This is a genomic window from Amycolatopsis sp. A133, from assembly GCF_031082405.1.
In the GTDB taxonomy this organism is placed as follows: domain Bacteria; phylum Actinomycetota; class Actinomycetes; order Mycobacteriales; family Pseudonocardiaceae; genus Amycolatopsis.
On the sequence record NZ_JAVHJU010000051.1, the window covers coordinates 201,103 to 222,819 of the forward strand.

26 protein-coding genes are annotated in these 21,717 nt (G+C 71.5%); 21 read left to right on the forward strand and 5 right to left on the reverse strand.

Annotated features, from left to right (window positions below; all coding sequences use genetic code 11):
- Nucleotides 1–66: 66 nt before the first annotated feature.
- Nucleotides 67–615 carry an NADPH-dependent FMN reductase gene (locus Q5425_RS31085; RefSeq protein ID WP_396135276.1) on the reverse strand — a complete coding sequence of 183 codons (549 nt, stop codon included), beginning with the start codon at nt 613–615 and terminating at the stop codon, nt 67–69.
- A gap of 151 nt (nt 616–766) precedes the next feature.
- Here Q5425_RS31085 and Q5425_RS31090 point away from each other — a divergent pair, with 151 nt between their 5' ends.
- Nucleotides 767–1,819 (forward strand): alpha/beta hydrolase, encoded by a 1,053-nt coding sequence (locus tag Q5425_RS31090; protein ID WP_308675889.1) that lies wholly within the window; start codon nt 767–769, stop codon nt 1,817–1,819.
- Between the two features lie 21 nt (nt 1,820–1,840).
- Here Q5425_RS31090 and Q5425_RS31095 read toward each other — a convergent pair whose 3' ends face one another.
- Nucleotides 1,841–2,440: a TetR family transcriptional regulator gene (locus Q5425_RS31095; protein WP_308675890.1), complete on the reverse strand. Its 600-nt coding sequence runs from the start codon at nt 2,438–2,440 to the stop codon at nt 1,841–1,843.
- Nucleotides 2,421–3,938 carry a DHA2 family efflux MFS transporter permease subunit gene (locus tag Q5425_RS31100; protein ID WP_308675891.1) on the reverse strand — a complete coding sequence of 506 codons (1,518 nt, stop codon included), beginning with the start codon at nt 3,936–3,938 and terminating at the stop codon, nt 2,421–2,423. Before Q5425_RS31100 ends, Q5425_RS31095 begins: the two co-directional genes overlap by 20 nt.
- A 194-nt stretch (nt 3,939–4,132) precedes the next feature.
- Here Q5425_RS31100 and Q5425_RS31105 point away from each other — a divergent pair, with 194 nt between their 5' ends.
- The 20 genes from Q5425_RS31105 to Q5425_RS31200 all read left to right on the forward strand — a co-directional run bounded on the left by Q5425_RS31105 (nt 4,133) and on the right by Q5425_RS31200 (nt 20,695).
- Entirely contained in the window at nt 4,133–5,272 is a 1,140-nt protein-coding gene (locus tag Q5425_RS31105; RefSeq protein WP_308675961.1) for an MFS transporter, read from the forward strand.
- Nucleotides 5,273–5,462: 190 nt separating this feature from the next.
- Entirely contained in the window at nt 5,463–6,488 is a 1,026-nt protein-coding gene (gene hrcA, locus Q5425_RS31110; RefSeq protein WP_308675892.1) for a heat-inducible transcriptional repressor HrcA, read from the forward strand.
- A gap of 31 nt (nt 6,489–6,519) precedes the next feature.
- Nucleotides 6,520–7,686 carry a molecular chaperone DnaJ gene (gene dnaJ / locus Q5425_RS31115; RefSeq protein WP_308675893.1) on the forward strand — a complete coding sequence of 389 codons (1,167 nt, stop codon included), beginning with the start codon at nt 6,520–6,522 and terminating at the stop codon, nt 7,684–7,686.
- A 2-nt stretch (nt 7,687–7,688) separates the two neighbouring features.
- Nucleotides 7,689–8,441 (forward strand): 16S rRNA (uracil(1498)-N(3))-methyltransferase, encoded by a 753-nt coding sequence (locus Q5425_RS31120; RefSeq protein WP_308675894.1) that lies wholly within the window; start codon nt 7,689–7,691, stop codon nt 8,439–8,441.
- Between the two features lie 412 nt (nt 8,442–8,853).
- Nucleotides 8,854–9,222: a histidine triad nucleotide-binding protein gene (locus Q5425_RS31125; protein WP_308675895.1), complete on the forward strand. Its 369-nt coding sequence runs from the start codon at nt 8,854–8,856 to the stop codon at nt 9,220–9,222.
- Nucleotides 9,223–9,308: 86 nt separating this feature from the next.
- Nucleotides 9,309–10,376 (forward strand): PhoH family protein, encoded by a 1,068-nt coding sequence (locus Q5425_RS31130; RefSeq protein WP_308675896.1) that lies wholly within the window; start codon nt 9,309–9,311, stop codon nt 10,374–10,376.
- On the forward strand, nt 10,373–10,936 hold the full coding sequence (gene ybeY, locus Q5425_RS31135) for an rRNA maturation RNase YbeY (RefSeq protein ID WP_308675897.1): 564 nt from the start codon (nt 10,373–10,375) through the stop codon (nt 10,934–10,936). The genes Q5425_RS31130 and ybeY overlap by 4 nt, the downstream gene beginning before the upstream one ends.
- A 9-nt stretch (nt 10,937–10,945) precedes the next feature.
- The gene (locus tag Q5425_RS31140; RefSeq protein ID WP_308675898.1) at nt 10,946–12,289 is read left to right on the forward strand and encodes a hemolysin family protein; all 1,344 of its coding nucleotides are present in this window, start codon (nt 10,946–10,948) and stop codon (nt 12,287–12,289) included.
- Nucleotides 12,282–12,620 carry a cytidine deaminase gene (locus tag Q5425_RS31145; RefSeq protein WP_308675899.1) on the forward strand — a complete coding sequence of 113 codons (339 nt, stop codon included), beginning with the start codon at nt 12,282–12,284 and terminating at the stop codon, nt 12,618–12,620. Before Q5425_RS31140 ends, Q5425_RS31145 begins: the two co-directional genes overlap by 8 nt.
- On the forward strand, nt 12,617–13,513 hold the full coding sequence (era, locus tag Q5425_RS31150) for a GTPase Era (protein ID WP_308675900.1): 897 nt from the start codon (nt 12,617–12,619) through the stop codon (nt 13,511–13,513). The genes Q5425_RS31145 and era overlap by 4 nt, the downstream gene beginning before the upstream one ends.
- A 188-nt stretch (nt 13,514–13,701) precedes the next feature.
- Nucleotides 13,702–14,070, forward strand: a complete 369-nt coding sequence (locus Q5425_RS31155; RefSeq protein ID WP_308675901.1) for a CD225/dispanin family protein — start codon at nt 13,702–13,704, stop codon at nt 14,068–14,070.
- A gap of 26 nt (nt 14,071–14,096) precedes the next feature.
- Nucleotides 14,097–14,444, forward strand: a complete 348-nt coding sequence (locus Q5425_RS31160) for a CD225/dispanin family protein (protein ID WP_308675902.1) — start codon at nt 14,097–14,099, stop codon at nt 14,442–14,444.
- Complete coding sequence (locus Q5425_RS31165) at nt 14,441–14,896, forward strand: DUF2752 domain-containing protein (protein WP_308675903.1); 456 nt, start codon at nt 14,441–14,443, stop codon at nt 14,894–14,896. The genes Q5425_RS31160 and Q5425_RS31165 overlap by 4 nt, the downstream gene beginning before the upstream one ends.
- A 184-nt stretch (nt 14,897–15,080) precedes the next feature.
- Nucleotides 15,081–16,169, forward strand: coding sequence for an RDD family protein (locus Q5425_RS31170; RefSeq protein WP_308675904.1), 1,089 nt, complete (start codon nt 15,081–15,083; stop codon nt 16,167–16,169).
- Nucleotides 16,170–16,235: 66 nt separating this feature from the next.
- Nucleotides 16,236–16,697 (forward strand): CD225/dispanin family protein, encoded by a 462-nt coding sequence (locus tag Q5425_RS31175; RefSeq protein WP_308675905.1) that lies wholly within the window; start codon nt 16,236–16,238, stop codon nt 16,695–16,697.
- A gap of 45 nt (nt 16,698–16,742) precedes the next feature.
- The gene (gene recO, locus Q5425_RS31180; protein WP_308675906.1) at nt 16,743–17,549 is read left to right on the forward strand and encodes a DNA repair protein RecO; all 807 of its coding nucleotides are present in this window, start codon (nt 16,743–16,745) and stop codon (nt 17,547–17,549) included.
- 59 nt (nt 17,550–17,608) lie between these two features.
- Complete coding sequence (locus Q5425_RS31185; protein ID WP_308675907.1) at nt 17,609–18,424, forward strand: isoprenyl transferase; 816 nt, start codon at nt 17,609–17,611, stop codon at nt 18,422–18,424.
- A complete protein-coding gene (locus tag Q5425_RS31190; RefSeq protein WP_308675908.1) occupies nt 18,421–18,846 on the forward strand; it encodes a hypothetical protein in 426 nt (141 codons plus the stop codon). Before Q5425_RS31185 ends, Q5425_RS31190 begins: the two co-directional genes overlap by 4 nt.
- Nucleotides 18,847–18,971: 125 nt before the next feature.
- On the forward strand, nt 18,972–19,979 hold the full coding sequence (locus Q5425_RS31195) for a permease (protein WP_396135277.1): 1,008 nt from the start codon (nt 18,972–18,974) through the stop codon (nt 19,977–19,979).
- Nucleotides 19,976–20,695 carry a TIGR03943 family putative permease subunit gene (locus Q5425_RS31200; RefSeq protein WP_308675910.1) on the forward strand — a complete coding sequence of 240 codons (720 nt, stop codon included), beginning with the start codon at nt 19,976–19,978 and terminating at the stop codon, nt 20,693–20,695. Before Q5425_RS31195 ends, Q5425_RS31200 begins: the two co-directional genes overlap by 4 nt.
- Nucleotides 20,696–20,895: 200 nt before the next feature.
- Here the strand turns inward: Q5425_RS31200 and Q5425_RS31205 are convergent, their stop codons facing one another.
- Both Q5425_RS31205 and Q5425_RS31210 read right to left on the reverse strand, forming a co-directional pair.
- Entirely contained in the window at nt 20,896–21,309 is a 414-nt protein-coding gene (locus Q5425_RS31205) for a Fur family transcriptional regulator (RefSeq protein ID WP_160703288.1), read from the reverse strand.
- On the reverse strand, nt 21,309–21,674 hold the full coding sequence (locus tag Q5425_RS31210; protein WP_308675911.1) for a metalloregulator ArsR/SmtB family transcription factor: 366 nt from the start codon (nt 21,672–21,674) through the stop codon (nt 21,309–21,311). The genes Q5425_RS31205 and Q5425_RS31210 overlap by 1 nt, the downstream gene beginning before the upstream one ends.
- Between the last annotated feature and the right edge of the window lie 43 nt (nt 21,675–21,717).

Here is a 21,717-nt window from a genome sequence, read left to right on the forward strand (position 1 = left end):
CGGAATGGTGCCCCCACATGGCAGGCATCACGTGGATTGCGTACCCGGCCGCCACCGGGCGAAACGTCATGCGGCCCGCGTCACCGCGAATTCGGCGACCTGTCGCCCGATCAGGCGAAGGGTGCGGACGCTCTTCTCGTCCGACGCGCCGCCGGCCTCGTCGAACTTGGTCTCGGCCGTGTTGATCGAGCCGCCCAGCGGGGTGGCCCAGCCGCGCAGGGCGTGCGTGATCGTGCGGAGCTGCTCGAGCGTGGTCACCGCGGCCTGCCAGCCGTACGCGACGGCGGCGAGGCCGACCGCGCGGCCGTCGAGGTAGGGGCGGCGGTCCTCGCGCAGGTCCTCGACGTAGTCCAGGGCGTTCTTGACCAGGCCGGACAGCGCGCCGTGGTAGCCGGGCGAGACGACGATGAGCCCGTCCGCCTCCCGGATGGCCTCCACCAGCCGCGTCGCACGCTCGTCGCGCTCCGGGACGCCGGCGTCGTAGAACGGCAGCACGAGCTCCGGGCCGGTGATCAGCCGGGTGTGGACGCCCGCTTCGGCCGCGCCGTCGAGCGCGATCTGCAGCGCGCGTTCGGACTGGGAGCCCTCGCGCAGAGAGCCGCCGATCCCGAGCACGTTGATCGTCCTGGCTGAAGTCACGTTTCTCAGGCTAACCCCTCCAGTTAACTGGAGGACCAGACTCTGGGACCGAGGTCCTGGTCACAGCTGGACCAGATACCTACTGACAAGTAACCTCGCACGCAGTCCCGACGCTTGTGGAGGAACCATGGCGATCCCGCTCCTCGTCCGTGCTCAGGCGGCCGCGTCGCAGCTCGCGTTCTGGCTGCCCACGCCGGTCCGGCGGGCGGCCGCCGGCCGGACCGTCCGCATCGACGGCCAGGACCTCGCGCTCGACGCCCAGCTTCTCCTCCGGCTCCAGAAGATCGCTCGAGCCGAGCTCGTGCGCGGCTCGGTCGAGCAGTCACGCGCACTGCTCGACGCGGGCAGGCACCTGGTCAGCGGCAAGCCGATCGAGCCCGTCTCGGTGCGGGAGATCGCCGTACCGACGCCGGACGGCGATCTCTCAGCGACGCTGTACACGCCGGCCGGGCTGCCCGAGAAGTCGCCGCTGCTGGTGTTCTTCCACGGCGGCGGCTGGGTGATCGGCACCCGTTCGAGCCACGACAACGCCGTCCGGTTCCTGGCCAAGCACGCCGGGGTGCGGGTGCTGTCGATCGAGTACCGGCTGGCCCCGGAGTTCCCGTTCCCGGCGGCGACGGAGGACGCGCTGGCGGCGTTCGAGTACGCGGTGGCGAAGGCGGGCGACCTCGGCGCGGACCCGGCGCGGATCGCCGTCGGCGGCGACAGCGCGGGCGGCAACCTCGCCGCCGTCACCGCCCAGCAGGCCGTCCGCCGCGGCGGCCCGGTTCCGGCGTTCCAGCTGCTGATCTACCCGGCGACGGACTTCGCGCGGCGCTACCGCTCGCAGGACCTGTTCGCCGAGGACCTGTTCCTGACCGACGTGCACATGAAGTGGTTCGAAGGCCACTACGTGCCCGAAGGCACCGACCTGACCGACCCGCGGCTCTCCCCGCTGCGCGCGGACGACCTGAGCGGCCTGCCGCCCGCCCTGATCGTCACGGCGGGCTTCGACCCGCTGCGCGACGAAGGCGAGGCGTACGCGGAGAAGCTCGCCGAAGCCGGGGTCGACGTCGCGCTCCGCCGCCACGAGGACCTGATCCACGGGTTCATCAACTTCACCGGCGTCGGGACCCGCTTCCGCGAGGCGCTGGCGGAAACGGCGGGTGCCCTGCGGCAGGGATTGTCCAAAGTGCACTGAGGACGACCCGGCCGCGCCCGATCAGAGCGGCAGCCCCGCATCCAGGTGGGCGACGGCTTCGTCCACGACCACCAAGGTGTCGGCCTCCGGGTCCGCCGCCGCACCGACGAGCGCCGCCATCACCACGCCGACCACCGCGCCCGCCCAGTTGCGGACCTCGAAGTCGGCCGCCGACCGGCCGGTGCGCTGCGCCGCCAGCCCGGCCAGCAGGTCGATGCCCTCGGCGAACTTGTCCATCACCGCGCTGCGCAGCTCCGGCTCGCGGAACACCAGCTGCTGCCGCTGGCGTTCGCGCGCCCACTCGTCGGCGGGGACCTGCTCGCGGATGGTGTCCATGGTCGCCCGCAGCGCGCCGATCGGGCTCAGCTCGGGTGGCTGCGCGAGCGCGGCCGCGATGAGCAGCGGGTCGAACGGGTCGTAGAGCACCGTCGCTTCCTTCGTCGGGAAGTACCGGAAGAAGGTGCTGGGCGAGATCTCCGCCGCGGCCGCGATCTGGTCCACCGTCGTGGCGCTGTAGCCCTGCTCTTGGAACAGCCGCAACGCGTGCCGCTGGATCGCGGCGCGCGTCCGGGCCTTCTTCCGTTCCCTCAGTCCCGTGGGCTCAGCCGGCGACGACGTCATGCTCCGATTCTCGCGGCAACGCCCCCGTGGCCGTCCGGCCGGGCAGGAACACCAGCGCGAGCAGCGCTCCGGCGAGGCCGAGGCCGGCGCACACCCACAGCGTCGCGGCCATGCCGCCGGTGAACGCGGCCCGCGCGGACTCCGCGAGCGCGGGCAGGTGGAGCTGCCCGGCGACGGCGACCGCGCCGGAGGCGCTGCCCCGCACCGCGTCGGCGACCGGGGCGGGCAGGCCGCGGACGTCGACGCCGTCGCGGTACCCGCCGTTGAGCACCGTGCCCAGCACCGCGACGCCGATGGTGCCGCCGACCTGGCGCAGCACCTGGATCAGCGCCGATCCGGCTCCCGACCGGCCTTCGGTGAGCGCGCCCATCGCCATCGTCATCAGCGGCGGCAGCGTGGCGCCCGTACCCAGGCCGATGACGACCTCCCAGCCGACGGTGGCGCCGTAACCACCCGCTGGCGTCGTCGTCGAACCCCACGCCAGGCCGGCCGCGAGCAGCACGAACCCGCCCGTGACGACTCCGCGCACGCCCAGCGCGGCGACCAGCCGCTCGGCGAGTTTCGCCGACACCAGCATCCCGCCGATCAGCGGCAGCAGCCGCACCCCGGTCTGCAGCGCGTCGGCTCCCTGCACCGCCTGGAACAGCTGCGGCAGCACGAACAACAGGCCCATCAGCGCGAAGGACGCCAGCGTGGCCAGCACCGCACCCCAGACGAACCGCGGCTCGCGGAACAACGCGAGGTCGGTGAGGGGCGCGGCCACCCGCGTCTGCGTCCAGCAGAACACCGCCACCAGCGCGGCACCCAGCGCGATCAGGCCGTACGTCACCGGATCGGTCCAGCCGTGCTCGCCGGCGTGGACGAAGCCGTAGGTGAGCGCGACCAGCCCGGCCGCCGAGAGCGCGATACCCGTGAAGTCGATCCGGCTCCCGCCGGTGCCCGGCGTGAGCGGCAGGAGGAACAGCACGGCCACGACGCCGACCGCGGTCAGCGGGACGTTGATGAGGAACACCGAGCCCCACGCGAAGTGGTCGAGCAGCCAGCCGCCGAGCAGCGGCCCGAGCGGGATGCCGGCGAACATCGCCATCACCCAGGTCGTCAGCGCCTTCGCCCGCTCTTCCGGCGGGAACAGGATGTTCAGCAGCGAGAGCGAGAGCGGGATGAGGAACGCGGCGCCGACGCCGAGGACGACCCGGGCGGCGATCAGCTCGCCCGGCGAACCGGCGTAGGCGCACCACAGCGACGCCAGCCCGAACACCGCGAGTGCGCCGAGCAGCAGTCTCTTCGGGCCGAACCGGTCGCCGAGCAGGCCCGCGGGCAGCAGCAGGGCGGCCAGCGCCAGCGTGTAGGCGTTGCCGAACCATTGCAGCTGCGTGGTCGTCGCGCCGAGGTCGACGGCCAGCGTCGGCACGGCGACGTTCAGGACGGTCAAGTCGAGGCCGATGGTCAGCAGGCTCACCGCGAGCGCACCGAGCGCCCACCACCTGCGTGGATGCACTTGAGTCATAGTGACCCCCAAGTAGTAGTGACTACCAAATGAGAGTAGCTCCCATAATTTTCGGGCGCCAGGGGGCCACCGCCGCGGAAATATGTTGCACGCGCGTACCACCTTGGGTTCTCATCGAGGACGTGCCGCTGCAGCCCTACCGACGGGTGCTCTCCGTCCCCCACGTCCGCTCGACGATGGCGTTGATGTTCCTGGCGCGCCTGCCGATGACCATGAGCGGCGTGCTCTTGACGCTGTACGTCGTCACCGGGCTCGGCCGTGGTTACGGCGCCGCCGGCCTGGTCGGCGGTGGCGTCACCCTCGGGATGGCGCTCGGCGCGCCGCTGCTGGGCCGCTGCTTCGACCGGTACGGGCTGCGGCCGGTCGTCGCGGTCTGCGGGATCGGCACGACGGCGTTCTGGGTTGCCGCGCCGCACCTGCCGTTCGAGGCGCTCGCCGTGGTCGCGGTGCCGGCCGGGGTGCTTTCGGTGCCGGCGGGCTCACTGGCCCGGCAGGTGCTGGCCACGCTCGTGCCGCCCGAGGAGCGCCGTGCGGCCTACTCGCTCGACACCATCTCGATCGAAGCGACGTTCATGATCGGCCCGGCGGCCGGGATCGCGGCCATCACGGCGTTCTCCCCGACGTGGACGCTGACCGCGCTCGGCGCGCTGTTCGGCGGCACGGCGTTCCTGATCTGGCTGGTCGACCCGCCGATCCGGGACGGAGCTGCCGAAGCGGTGGAGCTCGGCCCCCGGCCGCCGCTGCGGAGCTGGCTCACCGGCCGGCTGGTGGGAACGCTGCTGATCGCGGGCGGCACGTTGTTCGTGCTCGTCGGCACCGAACTGGCGACGCTGGCGGCCCTGCGCGCGAACGGCGAGCTCGGCGTGACCGGGCTGGTCATCGCGGTGATGTGCGTGGCGTCGATCGTCGGCGGCGTTGTGCACGGCGCGGTGAAGCGGTCGCTGCCGCAGGGCGTGCTGATGCTGCTGCTCGCGCTGCTGGTGATGCCGGTGGGCCTGGTGGACCACCCGTGGTGGCTGCTGATGCTGGCCCTGATCCCGACCAACCTGCTGTGCGCGCCGACGCTGGCGGCCACGACCGAGACGGTCACCCGGATCGCCCCGCCGCGGGTCCGCGGCGAGGCGATGGGCCTGCAGGACTCGTTCACCCGGCTCGGCTTGGCCGTGGGCAGCCCGGTGGTCGGCTTCGCGATCGACCACTCGAGCCCGGCGTGGGGTTTCGCCGCGGCCGGCCTCGGCGGTTTGGTGATCGCCTCGGCCGGCTTGCTGCGCAACCGGGCCCCGGAACCGGCTCCGGAACCGGTCCCGGCACTGGCCGAACGCTGACGCCGGCCGCCCCCTAGCGCCTCTGCCGCGGCTTGTCGTGAGTGGTAACGCGGGTTAGAACCCGCGTTACCACTCACGACCCCGGCGGCAGGGTGCTCAGGCGGGGAGGACTTGATGCCCGCGTTGAGCGCGACCGGCTCAGGCTTACGTAAACTCGGGTCGAGCAGCGAGCGAGGTAGGTGAGGAACCGGTGGCCAACGCGGAGGAACGCCGCTTCGACGTGCTGCGCGCGATCGTGGCCGACTACGTGTCCAACCAGGAACCCGTCGGGTCCAAGGCGATCGTCGAGCGGCACAACCTGGGTGTGTCGAGCGCCACGGTGCGCAACGACATGGCGACGCTCGAAGAAGAGGGGTACATCACCCAGCCGCACACCAGTGCCGGCCGGGTGCCGACCGACAAGGGCTACCGCCTCTTCGTCGACCGGCTGTCGGAGATCAAGCCGCTGAGCGCCGCCGAGCGCCGGGCCATCACCACGTTCCTCGACAGCGGCACCGACCTCGACGACGTCCTCAAGCGCTCGGTCCGGTTGCTCGCGCAGCTGACCCGACAGGTCGCCGTCGTCCAGTACCCGATGCTGACCAACGCCAAGGTGCGCCACCTCGAAGTGGTGCCGCTCACCCCGGCGCGGCTGATGCTGGTGCTGATCACCGACAACGGGCGCGTCGACCAGCGCACGGTCGACATCGGCGACGTCGTCACCGAAGAGGATGTCGCCCGGCTCCGCACCGTGCTCAACACGGCCATGTCCGGCCGGCGGCTCAACGAGGCCGCCGCGCGCGTCGCCGAGCTGCCCGACAAGTCGCCCGGCGAGCTGCGGGACGCCCTCATCCGGATCACCACGGTGCTGGTCGAGTCGCTGGCCGAACACCCGGAGGAACGCCTGGTGCTCGGGGGCACCGCCAACCTCACGCGCAACGTCGCCGACTTCCCCGGCTCGCTGCGCCAGGTCCTCGAAGCGCTCGAGGAACAGGTCGTCGTGCTCAAGCTCCTGGCCGCCGCGCGCAACCCCGGTGCGATCACCGTGCGCATCGGTGAGGAAAATGAAGACGAGCAGATGCGCAGCACCTCGGTCGTCTCGATCGGCTACGGCCGCGACGACGTGGTGCTCGGCGGCATGGGGGTGGTCGGCCCGACCCGGATGGACTACCCCGGCACGATCGCCGCGGTGCGGACGGTCGCCAACTACGTGGGGCAGATCCTGGCCGGCCGCTGAGCCGGGCAGAGCAGAAGGAGAAGCAGAGACGGTGGCGAGGGACTACTACGGCATCCTCGGGGTGGCCAAGAACGCGAGCGATCAGGAGATCAAGCGCGCGTACCGGAAGCTGGCCCGGGAGCTGCACCCCGACGTCAACCCGTCGGACGACGCCCAGCACAAGTTCGCCGAGGTCACAACGGCGTACGAGGTGCTTTCGGACCCGCAGAAGCGCAAGATCGTCGACCTCGGCGGCGACCCGATGGACGGCGGCGCGCGCGGCGGTGGCGGCGGCGACCCGTTCGCCGGCTTCGGCGGCCTCGGCGACATCATGGACGCCTTCTTCGGCGGGGCCGGTGGCGGCGGCGGCCGGGGGCGCGGCCCCCGCAGCCGCGTCCAGCCCGGCTCCGACGCGCTCATCCGCCTCGGCCTCACCCTCGAGGAGTGCGCGACCGGCGTCGACAAGGAAATCGCCGTCGACACGGCCATCGTCTGCGATCTCTGCCGCGGTGCGGGCACCAGCGAGGGCACCTCGGTCAAGACCTGCGACACCTGCGGCGGGGCCGGCGAGGTCCAGTCCGTCCAGCGGTCGTTCCTCGGCCAGGTCGTCACCGCCCGGCCCTGCCCGGTCTGCCGCGGCTTCGGCGAGGTCATCCCCGACCCCTGCCGCCAGTGCGGCGGCGACGGCCGCATCCGCGCCCGCCGCAACGTCACCGCGAAGATCCCGCCGGGCGTCGGCGACGGCATGCGCATCCGGCTGTCCGGCCAGGGCGAGGTCGGCCCCGGCGGCGGCCCGGCGGGCGACCTGTACGTCGAGATCGACGAGACCCCGCACGAGGTCTTCGTCCGGCAGGGCCACGACCTGCACTGCAACTTCCGCATCCCGATGACCACCGCCGCACTCGGCGCCACGGTGCCGATCTCGACGCTGGTCGACGGCGACTACGAACTCGACGTCGAACCGGGCACCCAGCCCAACGCCGAGCTCGTCCTCACCGGCAAGGGCATGCCGCGGCTGCGGTCCTCCGGCCGCGTCGACGGCCGCGGCGACCTGCACGTCCACATCGACGTCGTGGTCCCGACCAAGCTCGACGACGCCCAGCGCGAGCTGCTCGTCGAGCTGGCCCAGCAGCGCGGCGAAGAGGTCCCGACGCTGGCGTCCAACGGCACCAAGCACGGCGGGCTGTTCTCGAAGCTCCGCGCCAAGAACCACCGCTGACCGTGCCCGACACCACCCTGCCGGTCTTCCTCGCCGCCTCGGTCCCGGCTTCGGGCCGCACGGTCCTCGACGGGGAGGAAGCCCGGCACGCGGCCACCGTCCGCCGCCTGCGCACGGGCGAGCGGCTGGTCCTGTCCGACGGCGCCGGTGCGATGGCCCGGTGTGTCGTCGAAGGCGTCCAGGCCGGCCGGGACGCGTTGGTGACGCTGTCGGTCGAGTCGTATTGGACCGAGGAGCCGCCGGCCCTGCGGGTCCTGGTCGCGCAGGCGCTGGCCAAGGGCGACCGCGGGGAACTCGCGGTGGAGCTCGCCACCGAGGCCGGGGTCGACGCGATCGTTCCGTGGCGGGCGGCCCGGAGCGTCGCGAAGTGGGAAGACGGGGGCCGCGGGGAGAAGGCGCTCGGGCGGTGGCGCGCCACGGCGCGGGCAGCGGCCAAGCAGGCGCGACGGGCGCACGTTCCCGAGGTCACCGAGCCCGTCACCACGGGCGAGCTCGCCGGGCTCGTGGCGACAATGTCGCTGGCCGTCGTGCTGGAGTCGGATGTTCCGGACCGGCTCACCGACCTGCGGCTGCCCGATACCGGGGATGTTCTCCTGGTCGTGGGGCCGGAGGGCGGGGTCACCGACGAGGAACTTCGCGCGCTTCGCGACGCAGGGGCGCGAGCCGTCCGGCTCGGGACGACGGTTCTGCGGACCTCAACCGCCGCGGCGGTTGCGTTGGGCGCGCTTGGTGCGCTCACCACCCGTTGGCAGTAGAGCACCCAAAAAACCGGGCGAATTTTGCGCCCAGTTATGGCGCGATCACGCTCCGACCCGTTACTCTCGTTTATTAACGCGCCACTCAAAGTTTCAGACGCGCCACTGGGAAGACACAGACTCCGCCGGGCACCTCCCCCCTCGGTCCGGCGGCCGCCGCGGTCGCGGTGAGGCGACCCCCAGGCTTCACCGCCACCGCGGCATCTCTCAGCTCGCTTCGCTCGCTGGCGATGCGCGGTTTGGTTTCGTCCTTGTCTTCTGGGGGTCAAACCCCCAGACCCCCAGCCGGGGCGAGCCCCGGACCCCCGCGACGTTCGCTTCTCTGCCGGTTGTGACAGCGTGTTGCGGGCTTTGGCCTTCGGCCTTCGCCGTTGGGTGGGAGTGGATGCAGTTGGGTCGATAGGGTGCTCTTATGAGCGAAACCGATGCCGATACCCTCTTCGAACGGATCGTCGGTGGGGAGATTCCTGCCGACGTTGTTTATCAGGATGACAGCACCTTTGCCTTCCGGGATGTTCGGCCGCAGGCTCGGGTGCACGTCCTTGTTGTGCCCCGGAAGCGGTACCGGAACGTCGGGGAGCTCGCTGCCGCCGATCCGCAGCTGCTCAGTGATGTTGTTCGCACCTGCCGCAAGGTTGCCGAGCTCGAGGGGATCGTCGAGAGCGGGTACCGGGTGGTCTTCAACACCGATGGGGATGCCGGGCAGACCGTCTTCCACGTCCACGCCCACGTTCTCGGCGGGGAGCCGCTGGGGTTGTTCGGGGCTCCGGAGCAGGACTAGGGAAACCTGCCTGCGTCCGGCCGGGGTGTGCCAGTAGCATCGGTGGGGTCCGTAGTCCCTCACCGAGAAAGCAGGGCCGAGGCCACGTGGCCGGAACCGTACCGGGTGGAGCCGCCCGACCCGACGTCCCCGGGGACGTCCCCAAGACCGAGGACGCCGCCGCCCAGGCGGCCCAGTCCCGGTTCCCCATCCCCGACGCCGCCGCCCTCAGCCTGCTCGGCTCCCGCGACGAGAACCTGCGCGTCGCCGAGGAACTCCTCGCCGCCGACGTGCACGTGCGCGGCAACGAGGTCACCCTGACCGGCACCCCCGCCGACGTCGCGTTCGCCGAACGCGTCTTCGCCGAGCTCGTGCAGCTCGCCACCGGCGGCCAGCAGGTCGGACCCGACACCGTCCGCCGCACCGTCGGCATGCTCTCCACCGGCGACGCTTCCCCGGCCGAAGTCCTCAGCCTCAACATCGTCTCCCGCCGCGGCAAGACCATCCGGCCCAAGACGCTGAACCAGAAGCGCTACGTCGACGCCATCGACAAGCACACCGTCGTCTTCGGCATCGGCCCCGCCGGCACGGGCAAGACGTACCTGGCCATGGCGAAGGCCGTCCAGGCGCTGCAGGCCAAGCAGGTCACGCGGATCGTGCTCACCCGCCCGGCCGTCGAGGCCGGCGAGCGGCTCGGGTACCTCCCGGGCACGCTCAACGAGAAGATCGACCCCTACCTGCGGCCCCTGTACGACGCGCTGCACGACATGGTCGAGCCGGAGTCGATTCCGCGGCTCATGCAGGCCGGCACCATCGAGATCGCGCCGCTCGCCTACATGCGCGGCCGGACGTTGAATGACGCCTTCATCATCCTCGACGAGGCCCAGAACACCACGCCCGAGCAGATGAAGATGTTCCTCACCCGGCTCGGCTTCGGGTCCAAGATCGTCGTCACCGGCGACATCACCCAGGTCGACCTGCCCAGCGGGCAGCGCAGCGGCCTGCGTGTCGTCCGGGACATCCTCACCGGCGTCGAAGACCTGCACTTCGCCGAGCTGACCAGCCAGGACGTCGTCCGGCACCGGCTCGTCGCGAACATCGTCGACGCCTACGAGAAGTGGCAGGCCGTGCAGGACGCCCAGCAGAACGACGGCTGGAAGGGCAACCGGCGTTGAGCATCGAGATCGCCAACGAGTCCGGCGTCGACGTCGACGAGACGTCCATCGTCTCGGCCGCCCGCTACGCCCTCGACAAGATGGAGGTCAGCCCGCTCGCCGAGCTGTCCATCCTCCTCGTCACCCTCGACGTCATGGAAGACCTCCACGAACGCTGGATGGACCTCCCGGGCCCCACCGACGTCATGGCCTTCCCCATGGACGAGCTCGACTCCTCCCGCCGCCCCGACGCGCCCGACGCGTCGCCGGCGCTGCTCGGGGACATCGTGCTCTGCCCGGCGTTCGCCAAGGACCAGGCCAAGACCGCGGGCCACGCCCTGATCGACGAGCTGCACCTGCTCACCGTGCACGGCGTGCTCCACCTCCTCGGCTACGACCACGCCGAACCCGCCGAGGAACGCGAGATGTTCGCCCTCCAGAAGCGCATCCTCGGCGAGTACCAGGACGCCGTCGCCGCACTGGAGAAGCGGGACGCCCAGCGCAACACCGACGACCGCGTCCTCGGCATCGCGGGGCTCGACGCCCCCGCCGCCGAACCACCCGCCGGGGAAACGCCCTAGGCGCCAGCCATGGAACAGCTCCTCTTCGCGATCGCGCTCGTCCTCCTGGCGGGCGTGTTCGCGGCGGCCGACGCCGCGATCAGCACCGTGTCACAAGCCCGGGCCGACGGTCTCGCCCGGCTCGGGCTGCCCGGCGCCCGCCACCTCGCCGCCGTCGTCGCCGAGCGCCGCCGGCACATCAACCTGCTGCTCCTGCTCCGCCTCGGCTGCGAGCTCACCGCCACCGTGCTCGTCACGGTGTTCGTGGGCACCCGCCTGGCGCCGCTGGGCCTCGCCGTGCTGGTCGCCGCGGTCGTCATGGTCGTCGTCAGCTACGTCCTCATCGGCGTCGGCCCGCGCACCCTCGGCCGCCAGCACCCCTACCGCATCGGCCGCTACGTCGCCGGGCCCGTCCGCGTCCTCGGCTCGGTCCTCGGCCCGCTGTCCCGGCTGCTCATCCTCATCGGTAACGCCATCACCCCCGGCCAGGGCTTCCGCGAAGGCCCGTTCACCTCCGAGGTCGAGCTGCGCGAGCTCGTCGACATGGCGCAGGAACGCGGCGTCGTCGAGGACTCCGAACGCGAGATGATCCACTCGGTGTTCGAGCTCGGTGACACCGTCGCCCGCGAGGTCATGGTGCCGCGCACCGAGATCGTCTGGATCGAGCGCACCAAGACCGTCCGGCAGGCACTGGCGCTGGCCCTGCGCACCGGGTTCACCCGGCTGCCGGTGATCGACGAGTCCGTCGACGACATCGTCGGCGTCGTCAACATCAAGGACCTCATGACCGGCTACCTCGACCCCGGCGGGCCGAGCACCGTCGTCGAAACCGTGATGAACCCGGCCTCCTTCGTCCCCGACTCGAAGCGGCTGGACGAGCTGCTCAAGGAAATGCAGCGCTCGCACAACCACATGGCGATCGCCGTCGACGAGTACGGCGGTACCGCCGGCCTGCTCACCATCGAAGACGTCCTCGAAGAGATCGTCGGCGAGATCACCGACGAGTCCGACGCCGACGAGCGCCCCGAGGTCGAGGAGCTCGACGACGGCGCCGTCCGCGTCTCGTCCCGGATGAGCGTCGACGACCTGGGCGACCTGTTCGGCATCGACCTCGAAGACCACGACGTGGAGACCGTGGGCGGACTGCTCGCGGAACGACTGGGTAGGGTCCCGCTGCCGGGGGCCGAAGCCGAGGTCGCCGGCCTTCGGCTGTTCGCCGAAGGGGGCAAGGACCGGCGCGGCCGCATGCGGATCACCTCCGTGGTCGTGCACCCGGCCGACGCCGAAGCGATGACGGACCCCGTCGACCGGACGCGCCGCCGCACGCGCCTGCCCCACCCCGACGAACGCGACAGGAGCGTCGAACATGCCTGACCTCGAGGCGGAGGACCAGAAGCTGGTCGTCCTCGCCCGGTCCTCGCGCGCCCGCATCCAGGCCCCCGAAGGCGCCGCGGTCCGCGACAGCGACGGCCGCACCTACGCGGCGGGCACGGTCGACCAGCCGTCGTTCAAGCTCACCGCGTTGCAGGCCGCGGTCGCCGCGGCGCTGTCCAGCGGCGCCGAAGGCATCGAAGCCGCCGCCGTCGTCAGCGAAGAGGGACTGCTCAAGGGCGCGTCCGTGCAGGCCGTGCGCGACATCGCGAAGTACGCGCCGATCATCCTCGCCGCTCCCGACGGCACGGTGCTCGAGGTGCGCAAGCGATGACCGAGCACCGTTCCGGCTTCGCCTGCTTCGTCGGCCGCCCCAACGCCGGCAAGTCCACGCTGACCAACGCCCTCGTCGGCACCAAGGTCGCGATCACCTCCAGCAAGCCGCAGACCACCCGGCACGCGATCCGCGGGATCGTCCACCGCGAGGACGCCCAGCTCGTCCTCATCGACACACCCGGCCTGCACCGCCCGCGCACCCTGCTCGGCGAGCGGCTCAACGACATCGTGCACACCACGTGGTCCGAAGTGGACGTCGTCGGCTTCTGCGTGCCGGCGAACGAGAAGATCGGGCCCGGCGACAAGTTCATCGCCGCCGAACTCGAAAAGATCGCCAAGCGGACGCCGGTCATCGGCATCGTCACCAAAACCGACCTCGTCCAGCCCCAGCAGGTCGCCGAGCAGCTGCTCGCGCTGCAGGAAGTGATGGGCTTCGCCGAGCTCGTCCCGGTGTCCGCGGTGGACGGGTTCCAGGTCGGCACCCTCACCGACCTGCTGGTCCAGCGGCTGCCCGAGGGCCCGCAGCTCTACCCCGGCGGCGAGCTCACCGACGAGCCCGAGCAGACGCTGGTCGCCGAGCTGATCCGCGAGGCGGCGCTCGAGGGCGTCCGCGACGAGCTGCCGCACTCGATCGCCGTCACCGTCGAGGAAATGCTGCCCCGCGAAGGCCGCGACGACCTCATCGACGTGCACGCGTTCCTGTTCGTGGAACGGCCCAGCCAGAAGGGGATCATCCTGGGGCACAAGGGCGAACGGCTGCGGGAGGTCGGCGCCACCGCTCGCAAGAACATCGAGGCGCTGCTCGGCTCGAAGGTCTACCTCGACCTGCACATCAAGGTGGCCAAGGAGTGGCAGCGCGACCCCCGTCAGTTACGGCGGCTCGGTTTCTGACCTGCGTCTTCGCCGCCAGGGGAGCGGCGGCGGAATTCCTGGTCTCGATTCGGTCGCGGCGGGACGAAACGCGGGGCGCGCGATGATCTCGCCCCCTACAGTCGCGGCTTCGACCACACCGCAGCCGGTCGGGGCGGCAGCGGATCCGGTGGTCGTCCGTGGAGCACGACGAAGGGGAACAACCGATCATGAGCGACAGCCAGGGCATGCCCAACTACCCCGGCGACCAGCCGAACCAGCCCGGCGGGCAGTCCAACTACCCCGGCGGGCAGCCGGGTGGCTACCAGCCGGGCCCGCCCCCGAGCAACAACCTCGTGTGGGCCATCCTGACCACGATCCTGTGCTGCCTCCCGTTCGGCGTCGTGTCGATCGTGCAGGCTGCGAAGGTGAACGGCCTGTGGGCGCAGGGCCAGACGGCTGCCGCGCAGGAGGCCGCCAACTCGGCCAAGAAGTGGGCAATCATCTCGGCGGTCGTCGGCGTCGTGTGGATCGTGCTGTGGATCATCCTGATGATCGCGGGTGTTTTCACGTTCGGCACGACCACGCCGCAAAACTGACGTAGCGCAGCAGCAGGAGGATCCCGGTGACCGACCAGTACCCGCCGCCGTACCCGCCCCCGGGCGGGCCGGGTTACGGCTACGGCTACCCGCCGCCGAACTACGGGCCGCCACCGGAAAACAACCTCGTGTGGGCCATCCTGAGCACCGTGCTGTGCTGCCTGCCCCTGGGCATCGTCGCGATCGTCAAGGCCAACCAGGTGCACACGCTGTGGTTCCAGGGCTTCCACGCCGAGGCGCAGAAGGCCGCGGCCGACGCCCGCAAGTGGGCGATGTGGTCGGCCATCTCGGTCGGGATCCTCCTGCTGCTCTACGTGCTCTTCTTCGTCGTGCTGGCGGGGATCGGCGTCTTCTCGACGGGATGGCGGCCGTGACCGCGCCGACCGTCTACACGGGAATTCCCGCCCGCGGCGCCCGGGAGAAGCTGCGGGCGCTCGCCCCGCCGCTCGCGGTCGTCGCCGGGCTCGGCGCGTGCTGCGTGGCCGTCTGGGTCGGCGACCCGACCACCCCGGGCGGGTTCCTGCCCATCTGCCCGACGAAGGCACTGCTCGGCATCGACTGCCCGGGCTGCGGCGGCATGCGGATGGCGTACAGCCTGATGCACGGCGACATCCCCGCGGCCCTGCACTACAACGCCGTGTCGTTCGTCGTCGTGCTGCTGATGGTGTGGAGCACCGTCGCGTGGACCCTCGGGCGGCTGCGCGGCCGGGCGATGAACAGCTGGCTCCACTGGCGGTGGACACCCCTGCTGTTTTCGATCGTGTTCGTCGTCTGGTTCGTCGTCCGCAACCTGCCGTTCGCCCCGTTCACGGGACTGCGGGTCTGATTTCCGGCGGACCGGAACCGGGTCGTCACACCCCGCGTCGGACCGGCGTGCGGTTCACCCGGACAGCTGAAGCCTGGGCGGCGTGGCCGAAGGTGAACCGAGTACGCTCCCGCGGACCGCGCCGTACACCTGGGACGGTTCCGCACGGGGCGTGCGGTGGAGTGACCAGCGAGGGGGAGACCCAATGACCGATCCCTACGGGCAGCCGTCCTTCGGGCAGCAGCCCGGTGGCCAGCAGCCGTTCGGGCAGCCGCAGCCGGGGCAGGCGCCGTTCGGGCAGCCCGCGCCCTACGGGCAGCAGGCGCCGTTCGGGCAGCCGGCGCCGTTCGGCCAGCAGGGCAACCCCTTCGGCCCGCCGCGGAACTACGCGAGCTGGGGCCAGCGCGCCCTCGGCTGGCTCGTCGACTTCGGACCCATCGTCCTGCTGTACGCGATCGTCATCCCCGTCTCGGTGAACGAAGGCGAAGCCGGCGGGGTGCTGGCCTTGATCGGCGGGCTCGCCTGGATCGGCTGGTGCGTCTACAACCGGTGGATCCTGCAGGGCAACACCGGGCAGTCGATCGGCAAGCGCGTCGCGAAGATCAAGCTCGTCCGCGAGGAAACCGGGCAGCCGGTCGGCCCCGGCATGGCGTTCGTGCGCGATCTCGCCCACTTCGTCGACAACGTCATCTGCTACGTCGGCTGGCTGTGGCCGCTGTGGGACGACAAGAACCAGACGCTGTCCGACAAGATCATCGGCACCGTCGTCGTCAACGCCGACGACGCGGCCGCGCCGTTCGGCCAGCAGGGCATGGGGCAGCCCGGTGCGCAGCCGTTCGCCGGCGGCTTCCCGCCGCCGGGACAGCAGCCGGGCCAGCCGGGTCCGTTCGGCCAGCCGTCCGGTGGTTTCCCGCAGCAGCCCGCGTCCGGTGGCTTCCCCCAGCAGCCGCAGTCGGGCGGTTTCGAGCAGCAGCCCGCGCCGGGTGGCTTCGGCCAGCCGCAGCCGGGCGCGTTCGGCCAGCCGCCGTCCTCCGGCGGTTTCGCGCAGCCCCCGCAGCCGGGTGGCTTCGGGCAGCAGCCGGGCCAGCCGCTCGCCCCGCCGCCGGGTGGCGGCGCCTTCGACGAGCAGGCGGAGCGCACGCAGATGCTCCGCCCGGGCTCGGAAGGCGGGAACGCCTTCGACGAGCAGGCCGAGCGCACGCAGATGCTGCGTCCGGACGCCCAGGGCGAGCCCGAGGCGACCCAGAAGATCCAGCCGGGCCAGTTCGGGCAGCCGCCGAACGACCAGCGCTGACCCGCTCCGTCCGCACACCGCCGGAGTCGCCCGGCGGAAGTTCACTCATAGTTGGGGTAGAAGTTCATGACCAATCCCTACGGGCAGCAGCAGCCCTACGGCCAGCAGCCGCAGCAGCCCGGCTACGGCCCGCCGTCCGGCGGCATGCCCGCGCCCTACGGTCAGCCGGCGCCGTACGGCCAGCCCGCGCCGTACGGTCAGCCCGCGCCCTACGGCCAGCCGCCCACCGGCGGCTTCGGCGCCCCCGGCTACGGCATGCCCGGTAGTGGCGACATCCACCAGATCAAGGACTACAAGGGCTGGGCGATCGCTTCGCTCTTCCTCGGCGGCCTCATCCTCGGGATCTTCGCGATCATGAAGTCCAACGAGGTCGGCACGTACAAGATGCAGGGCAACTACATGATGGCGGAGCAGGCGTCGCGGACGACCAAGACGCTCTGCCTCGTCTCCACCATCCTGGGCGGCTTCTTCTGCGTCCTTTCGCTGTTCCTGTTCATCGTTCCGCTGCTGGTCTACAGCGCCTCCTGAGGCCCGGTCCACCCCGGCGTCGCCCCGAAGTGGGACGATGTCGGGGTGGTGAACCTCTACCGCGACACCGGGGTGGTGTTGCGCACGCACAAGCTGGGCGAAGCCGACCGGATCATCACCCTGCTGAGCCGGCGGCACGGCAAGATCCGCGCCGTCGCGAAAGGCGTGCGGCGGACGTCGTCCCGCTTCGGAGCCCGGCTGGAGCCGTTCGGCCACGTCGACGTGCAGTTCTACACCGGACGGACGCTCGACGTCATCACCCAGGTCGAGACCGTGGACGCGTTCCAGCTGCCGCTGGTCGCCGACTACCAGCGCTACACCGCGGCCAGCGCGATCGCCGAAACCGCGGACCGGCTCTCGGCCGAAGAGGGCGAGCCGGTGCTCAAGCTGTACCTCCTCGTCGTGGGCGCGCTGCGGTCCCTCGCCGCCGGGGAGCGGGACGCGTCGCTCGTGCTCGACGCGTTCTTCCTCCGCGCGATGTCCTACGCCGGCTGGGCGCCCGCGCTCACCGAGTGCGCCCGCTGCGGCCTGCCCGGCCCGCACGTCGCGTTCAGCGTCCCCGCCGGCGGCTCGATGTGCCAGGACTGCCGCGTCCCGGGTTCCGTGCACCCCGCGCCCGAGGTCCTGGATCTGCTCACGGCCTTGCTGCACGGCGAGTGGACGATGGCCGAGTCGACCCTGCCCGGCACCCGCCGCGACGCGAGCGGCCTGGTCGCGGCGCACCTGCAGTGGCACCTGGAGCGCCAGCTCCGGTCCCTGCCCCTGGTCGAGCGACGTGCCCGGGAGTCGGCGGTGATATCCGGGGCTCCGCCCCGGGCCGGGGGCTCCGCCACCCGAACCCCCGAAAGATAGGTGGTGTCCGGGCAGTAGGGTCGGGCCTGACCGGTTTCACCCATCCAGGGAGGCTCGCAGTGCTGCGCAGGGGACGCGAGAACAAGGCGTCGCGATCCGAGCTGCGGGCCCCGGATCCGCACCCGTCGGGCGCGAAGCCGCCGGAGATCCCGCGCGAGCTGGTCCCGAAGCACGTTGCGCTGGTCATGGACGGCAACGGCCGCTGGGCCAACCAGCGCGGCCTGCCGCGGATCGAAGGCCACAAGCGCGGTGAAGCGGTGATGATCGACGTCGCCAGCGGGGCGGTCGAGCTGGGGGTCAAGTGGCTCTCGGTGTACGCGTTCTCGACCGAGAACTGGAAGCGCAGCCCCGAAGAGGTGCGGTTCCTGATGGGCTTCAACCGCGACACCATCCGCCGCCAGGTCGACTACCTCGGCTCGATCGGCGTCCGCATCCGCTGGGCGGGGCGGCGGCCGAAGCTGTGGGCGTCGGTGATCAAGGAGCTGCAGGCGGCCGAGGAGAAGACCAAGCACAACACGGCGCTGAACATGACCATGTGCGTCAACTACGGCGGCCGCGCCGAGCTGGGTGACGCGATGCAGAGGATCGCCCGCGACGTCGCCGACGGCAAGCTCAACCCCGACAAGGTCAACGAGAAGACCATCGGCAAGTACCTGTACCAGCCGGACATGCCGGACGTGGACCTGTTCCTGCGTCCCTCCGGCGAGCAGCGGACGTCGAACTTCCTGCTGTGGCAGTCGGCTTACGCCGAGATGGTCTACCAGGACACGCTGTTCCCGGACTTCGACCGCACCCACCTGTGGCGGGCCTGCCTGGAATTCGCGAAGCGCGATCGCCGCTTCGGCGCCGCTGTCGACCAGGCGGCTTCTTCGTGAGCGCCACCGAAGCGGTCGAGACGGCGGAGCTGCTGACGCGGGCTCGGGAGGCCCTGGAGCGGTACCTCGAGGTCCACGTCGACGACGACGGTGCGCTGACGTTCTCCCACGGCGGCGTCCCGTGCGTGATCCAGGCGACCCGGCTCGGTGAGGGCCTCACGGTGCTCACCTTGACGTGCGTGGTCGGCTGGGACCTGGCGGACGCGCCGGAACTGTCGATCGCCGTGGCCGAGCGGGCGGGACAGGGGCTGTTCGGGACGCTCGGGATCGGGCACTCGGACAACGGGGCGGACGTCACGCTGCGGTACGCGTTCCCGGCGGCCGGCCTGGACGCCCCGGCGCTCGGAACGTTGCTGATGCTGGTCGTGTCGACGGCTTCGCAGCTGCGGACCGATCTGCCCGGAATCGTGCCCGGCGACTGACCCGTCCGGGGTGGATTTCCGCCGCGAACGGAGGATAAGGGCCCGAAACGGACCGTGATCCTCCGTTCGCGGCCCGTGCGGGTGCCGTCGTGCCGGACGGTCCTGGCATCATCGCCGTCGTGAACATCGTTTCCGACACCGAGGCCGAGCCCGGCCGGCGCACGCGCCGGTTCCGGATCAGCTCGGTCGAAGTGCTGTGCGCGATCCTGCTGATCGCGATCCTCGCCCAAGGCCGGCTGCAGCAGGTGTTCGACGTGCCCGCGTTGCGCACCGGCTCGACCGTGTTCGTCGCCGTCTGCGTGCAGGCCCTGCCGTTCCTCGTGCTGGGCGTGCTGATCAGCGGGGCCATCGCCGCGTTCGTGCCCGCGCGTGTGCTGGAGAAGGTGCTGCCGCGGCGGGCCGGTGCGGCCGTCGGCGTCGCCGGGCTGGCCGGGGTCGCGCTGCCGGGGTGCGAATGCGCATCGGTGCCGGTGGCGCGGCGGCTGATGGGGCAGGGCGTGGCCCCGGCCGCGGCGCTGACGTTCCTGCTCGCGGCGCCGGCGGTGAACCCCGTGGTGCTGGTGGCAACCGCGGTCGCGTTCCCCGGCAAGCCGGAGATGGTGCTGGCGCGGTTTGCCGGTTCGCTCGCCACGGCGATGGTGATGGGCTGGCTGTGGGCCCGCTGGGGCAAGCTCGAGTGGATCGCTTCGCGTGCGCTCCGGCGTCTCCCGGACGTGGCGGGCGGGCAGCGGTGGCGGGTGTTCGCCGAGACCGCCCGGACGGACCTGGTCGAGGCGGGCGGTTTCCTGGTGCTGGGGGCGCTGATCTCCTCGGCGCTCAACGTGCTCGTGCCGGCGAAGTGGTTCGGGGTGCTGGGCGACCAGCTCGTGCTCGGCGTGGTGGTCATGGCGGTGCTCGCGGTGGTGCTGGCGCTGTGCAGCGAGGCGGACGCGTTCGTCGCGGCGTCGCTGACGGCGTTGCCGCTGCTGCCGAAACTGGTGTTCCTGGTCGTCGGCCCGGCGATCGACGTCAAGCTGTTCGCGTTGCAGGCGGGCACGTTCGGGAAGTCGTTCGCGGTGCGGTTCGCGCCGGTGACGTTCGTGGTGGCGGTGGCCTGCGCGATCGGGGCCGGATTCCTGGTGGGGGTCGTATGAAACGGGAAACCCAGAACATCCTGCTGATCCTGCTCGGCGGTGCGCTGATCAAGATCGCGGTCAACGGCGACTACCTGCGGTACGTCAAACCGGCGCAGCAGCCGTGGATCATCGCGGGCGGCGTGGTGATGGTGCTGCTGGGCGGGGTCGCGATCGTCCGCGACCTCGTGGCGGCGCGGGCCGCCGCGTCGCTCGACCACGACGGCCACTCGCACTCGGCCCGGCCGGCGTGGCTGCTGCTGGTGCCGGTGCTGGCGGTGTTCCTGGTCGCCCCGCCGGCACTGGGCGCGGACTCGGTGATCCGCACGGAGGCCCGGGTCCCGGCGAGCGCGGCGGCGGCCAACGCGGCGGCGTTCCCGCCGCTGCCGGCGGGGACGGTGGTGCCGTTGACGGTGAACGAGTTCGTCAGCCGCGCGGGCTGGGACGCGGCGGGCACGCTCGACGGGCGCACGGTTTCCCTGACGGGTTTCGTGGTGCACACCGAAGGCAGCACCCTGCTGGCCCGCCTGGTGATCAGCTGCTGCGCGGCGGACGCGTTCCCGGTGACGGTCCGCCTCCGCGGCGGCGAAGCCGACCACCTGGCGAGCGACGCCTGGATCCAGGTGACGGGCCAGGTGGTCCCCGGCACGGCGACGAAGGACAACAGCTTCACCCCGGACTTCACCCCGGCCTCGGTGACGACGGTCCCGGCCCCGAAGGACCCGTACGAGTACTGAACGACTCTTTCCTGACGTCCGGCGACAGGTCCCGGCAACCTCGTCGGCCCTGCCCGCTCGGCTGTCGGCTGACGGGGTGGGCCGCACGGTCGAGGTCGCGAATGACTCATTCGGGACCTCCAAGGTCGCGAATGAGTCATTCGCGACACACGGCGGGCGACTCTTTCATGACGTCGCGGAGGCCGGGTGACGGCGGAGGGTCAGTGCTCGGCGCAGGTGCCGGTGATCTCGACCGTGTGGGAGATCTCCGAAAAGCCGTGCTCGGCCGCGATCTTCTCGGCCCAGCGCTCGACCGCCGGGCCCTCGACCTCGACCGTGCGGCCGCACAGGCGGCACACCAGGTGATGGTGGTGGTGCGCCGAGCACCGCCGGTAGATCGCCTCGCCGGAATCGGTGCGCAGCACGTCGATCTCGCCGGCCTCCGACAGGGACTGCAGCGTGCGGTACACCGTCGTCAGGCCGATGCCGTCGCCGCGTTTGCGCAGCTCGTCGTGCAGTTCCTGGGCGGAGCGGAAGTCGTCGACGGTGCTCAGCAGCTCGACGACCGCGGCTCGCTGCCGGGTGGACCGGCGCCCGGGCACCGGGGCCTGGCTGCGCGACGCGGCGGGGTTCATCACTTTCCTTCCTGCACGTGGGCGACGGCGTCGACGACGATGTGCGCCAGGTGGTCGTCGGCGAGCCGGTAGACGACCTCGCGGCCGCGGCGCTCGCCCTGCACCACCCCGGCCGTCTTCAGCACCCGCAGGTGCTGGCTGATCAGCGGCTGCGCGACGTCGAGGGCGTCCACCAGCTCGTGCACGCACCGGTCGGCCGCGCGCAGCTGCAGCACGATCGCGATCCGGACCGGCGCCGCCAGCGCGCGCAGCAGGTCGCCCGCGTCGGTCAGCACCTGCGGGGCGGGGTGGGCCGGCGCCGTCGCGGGCGCCGGCGTGCACTCCGCGAGCCCCGGCTGGGCGCCACTCCCGGTCACCGTCGCCATTCCCGCCTCCACGCTGCTCGTCACACCGCCTGCGACCATGAAT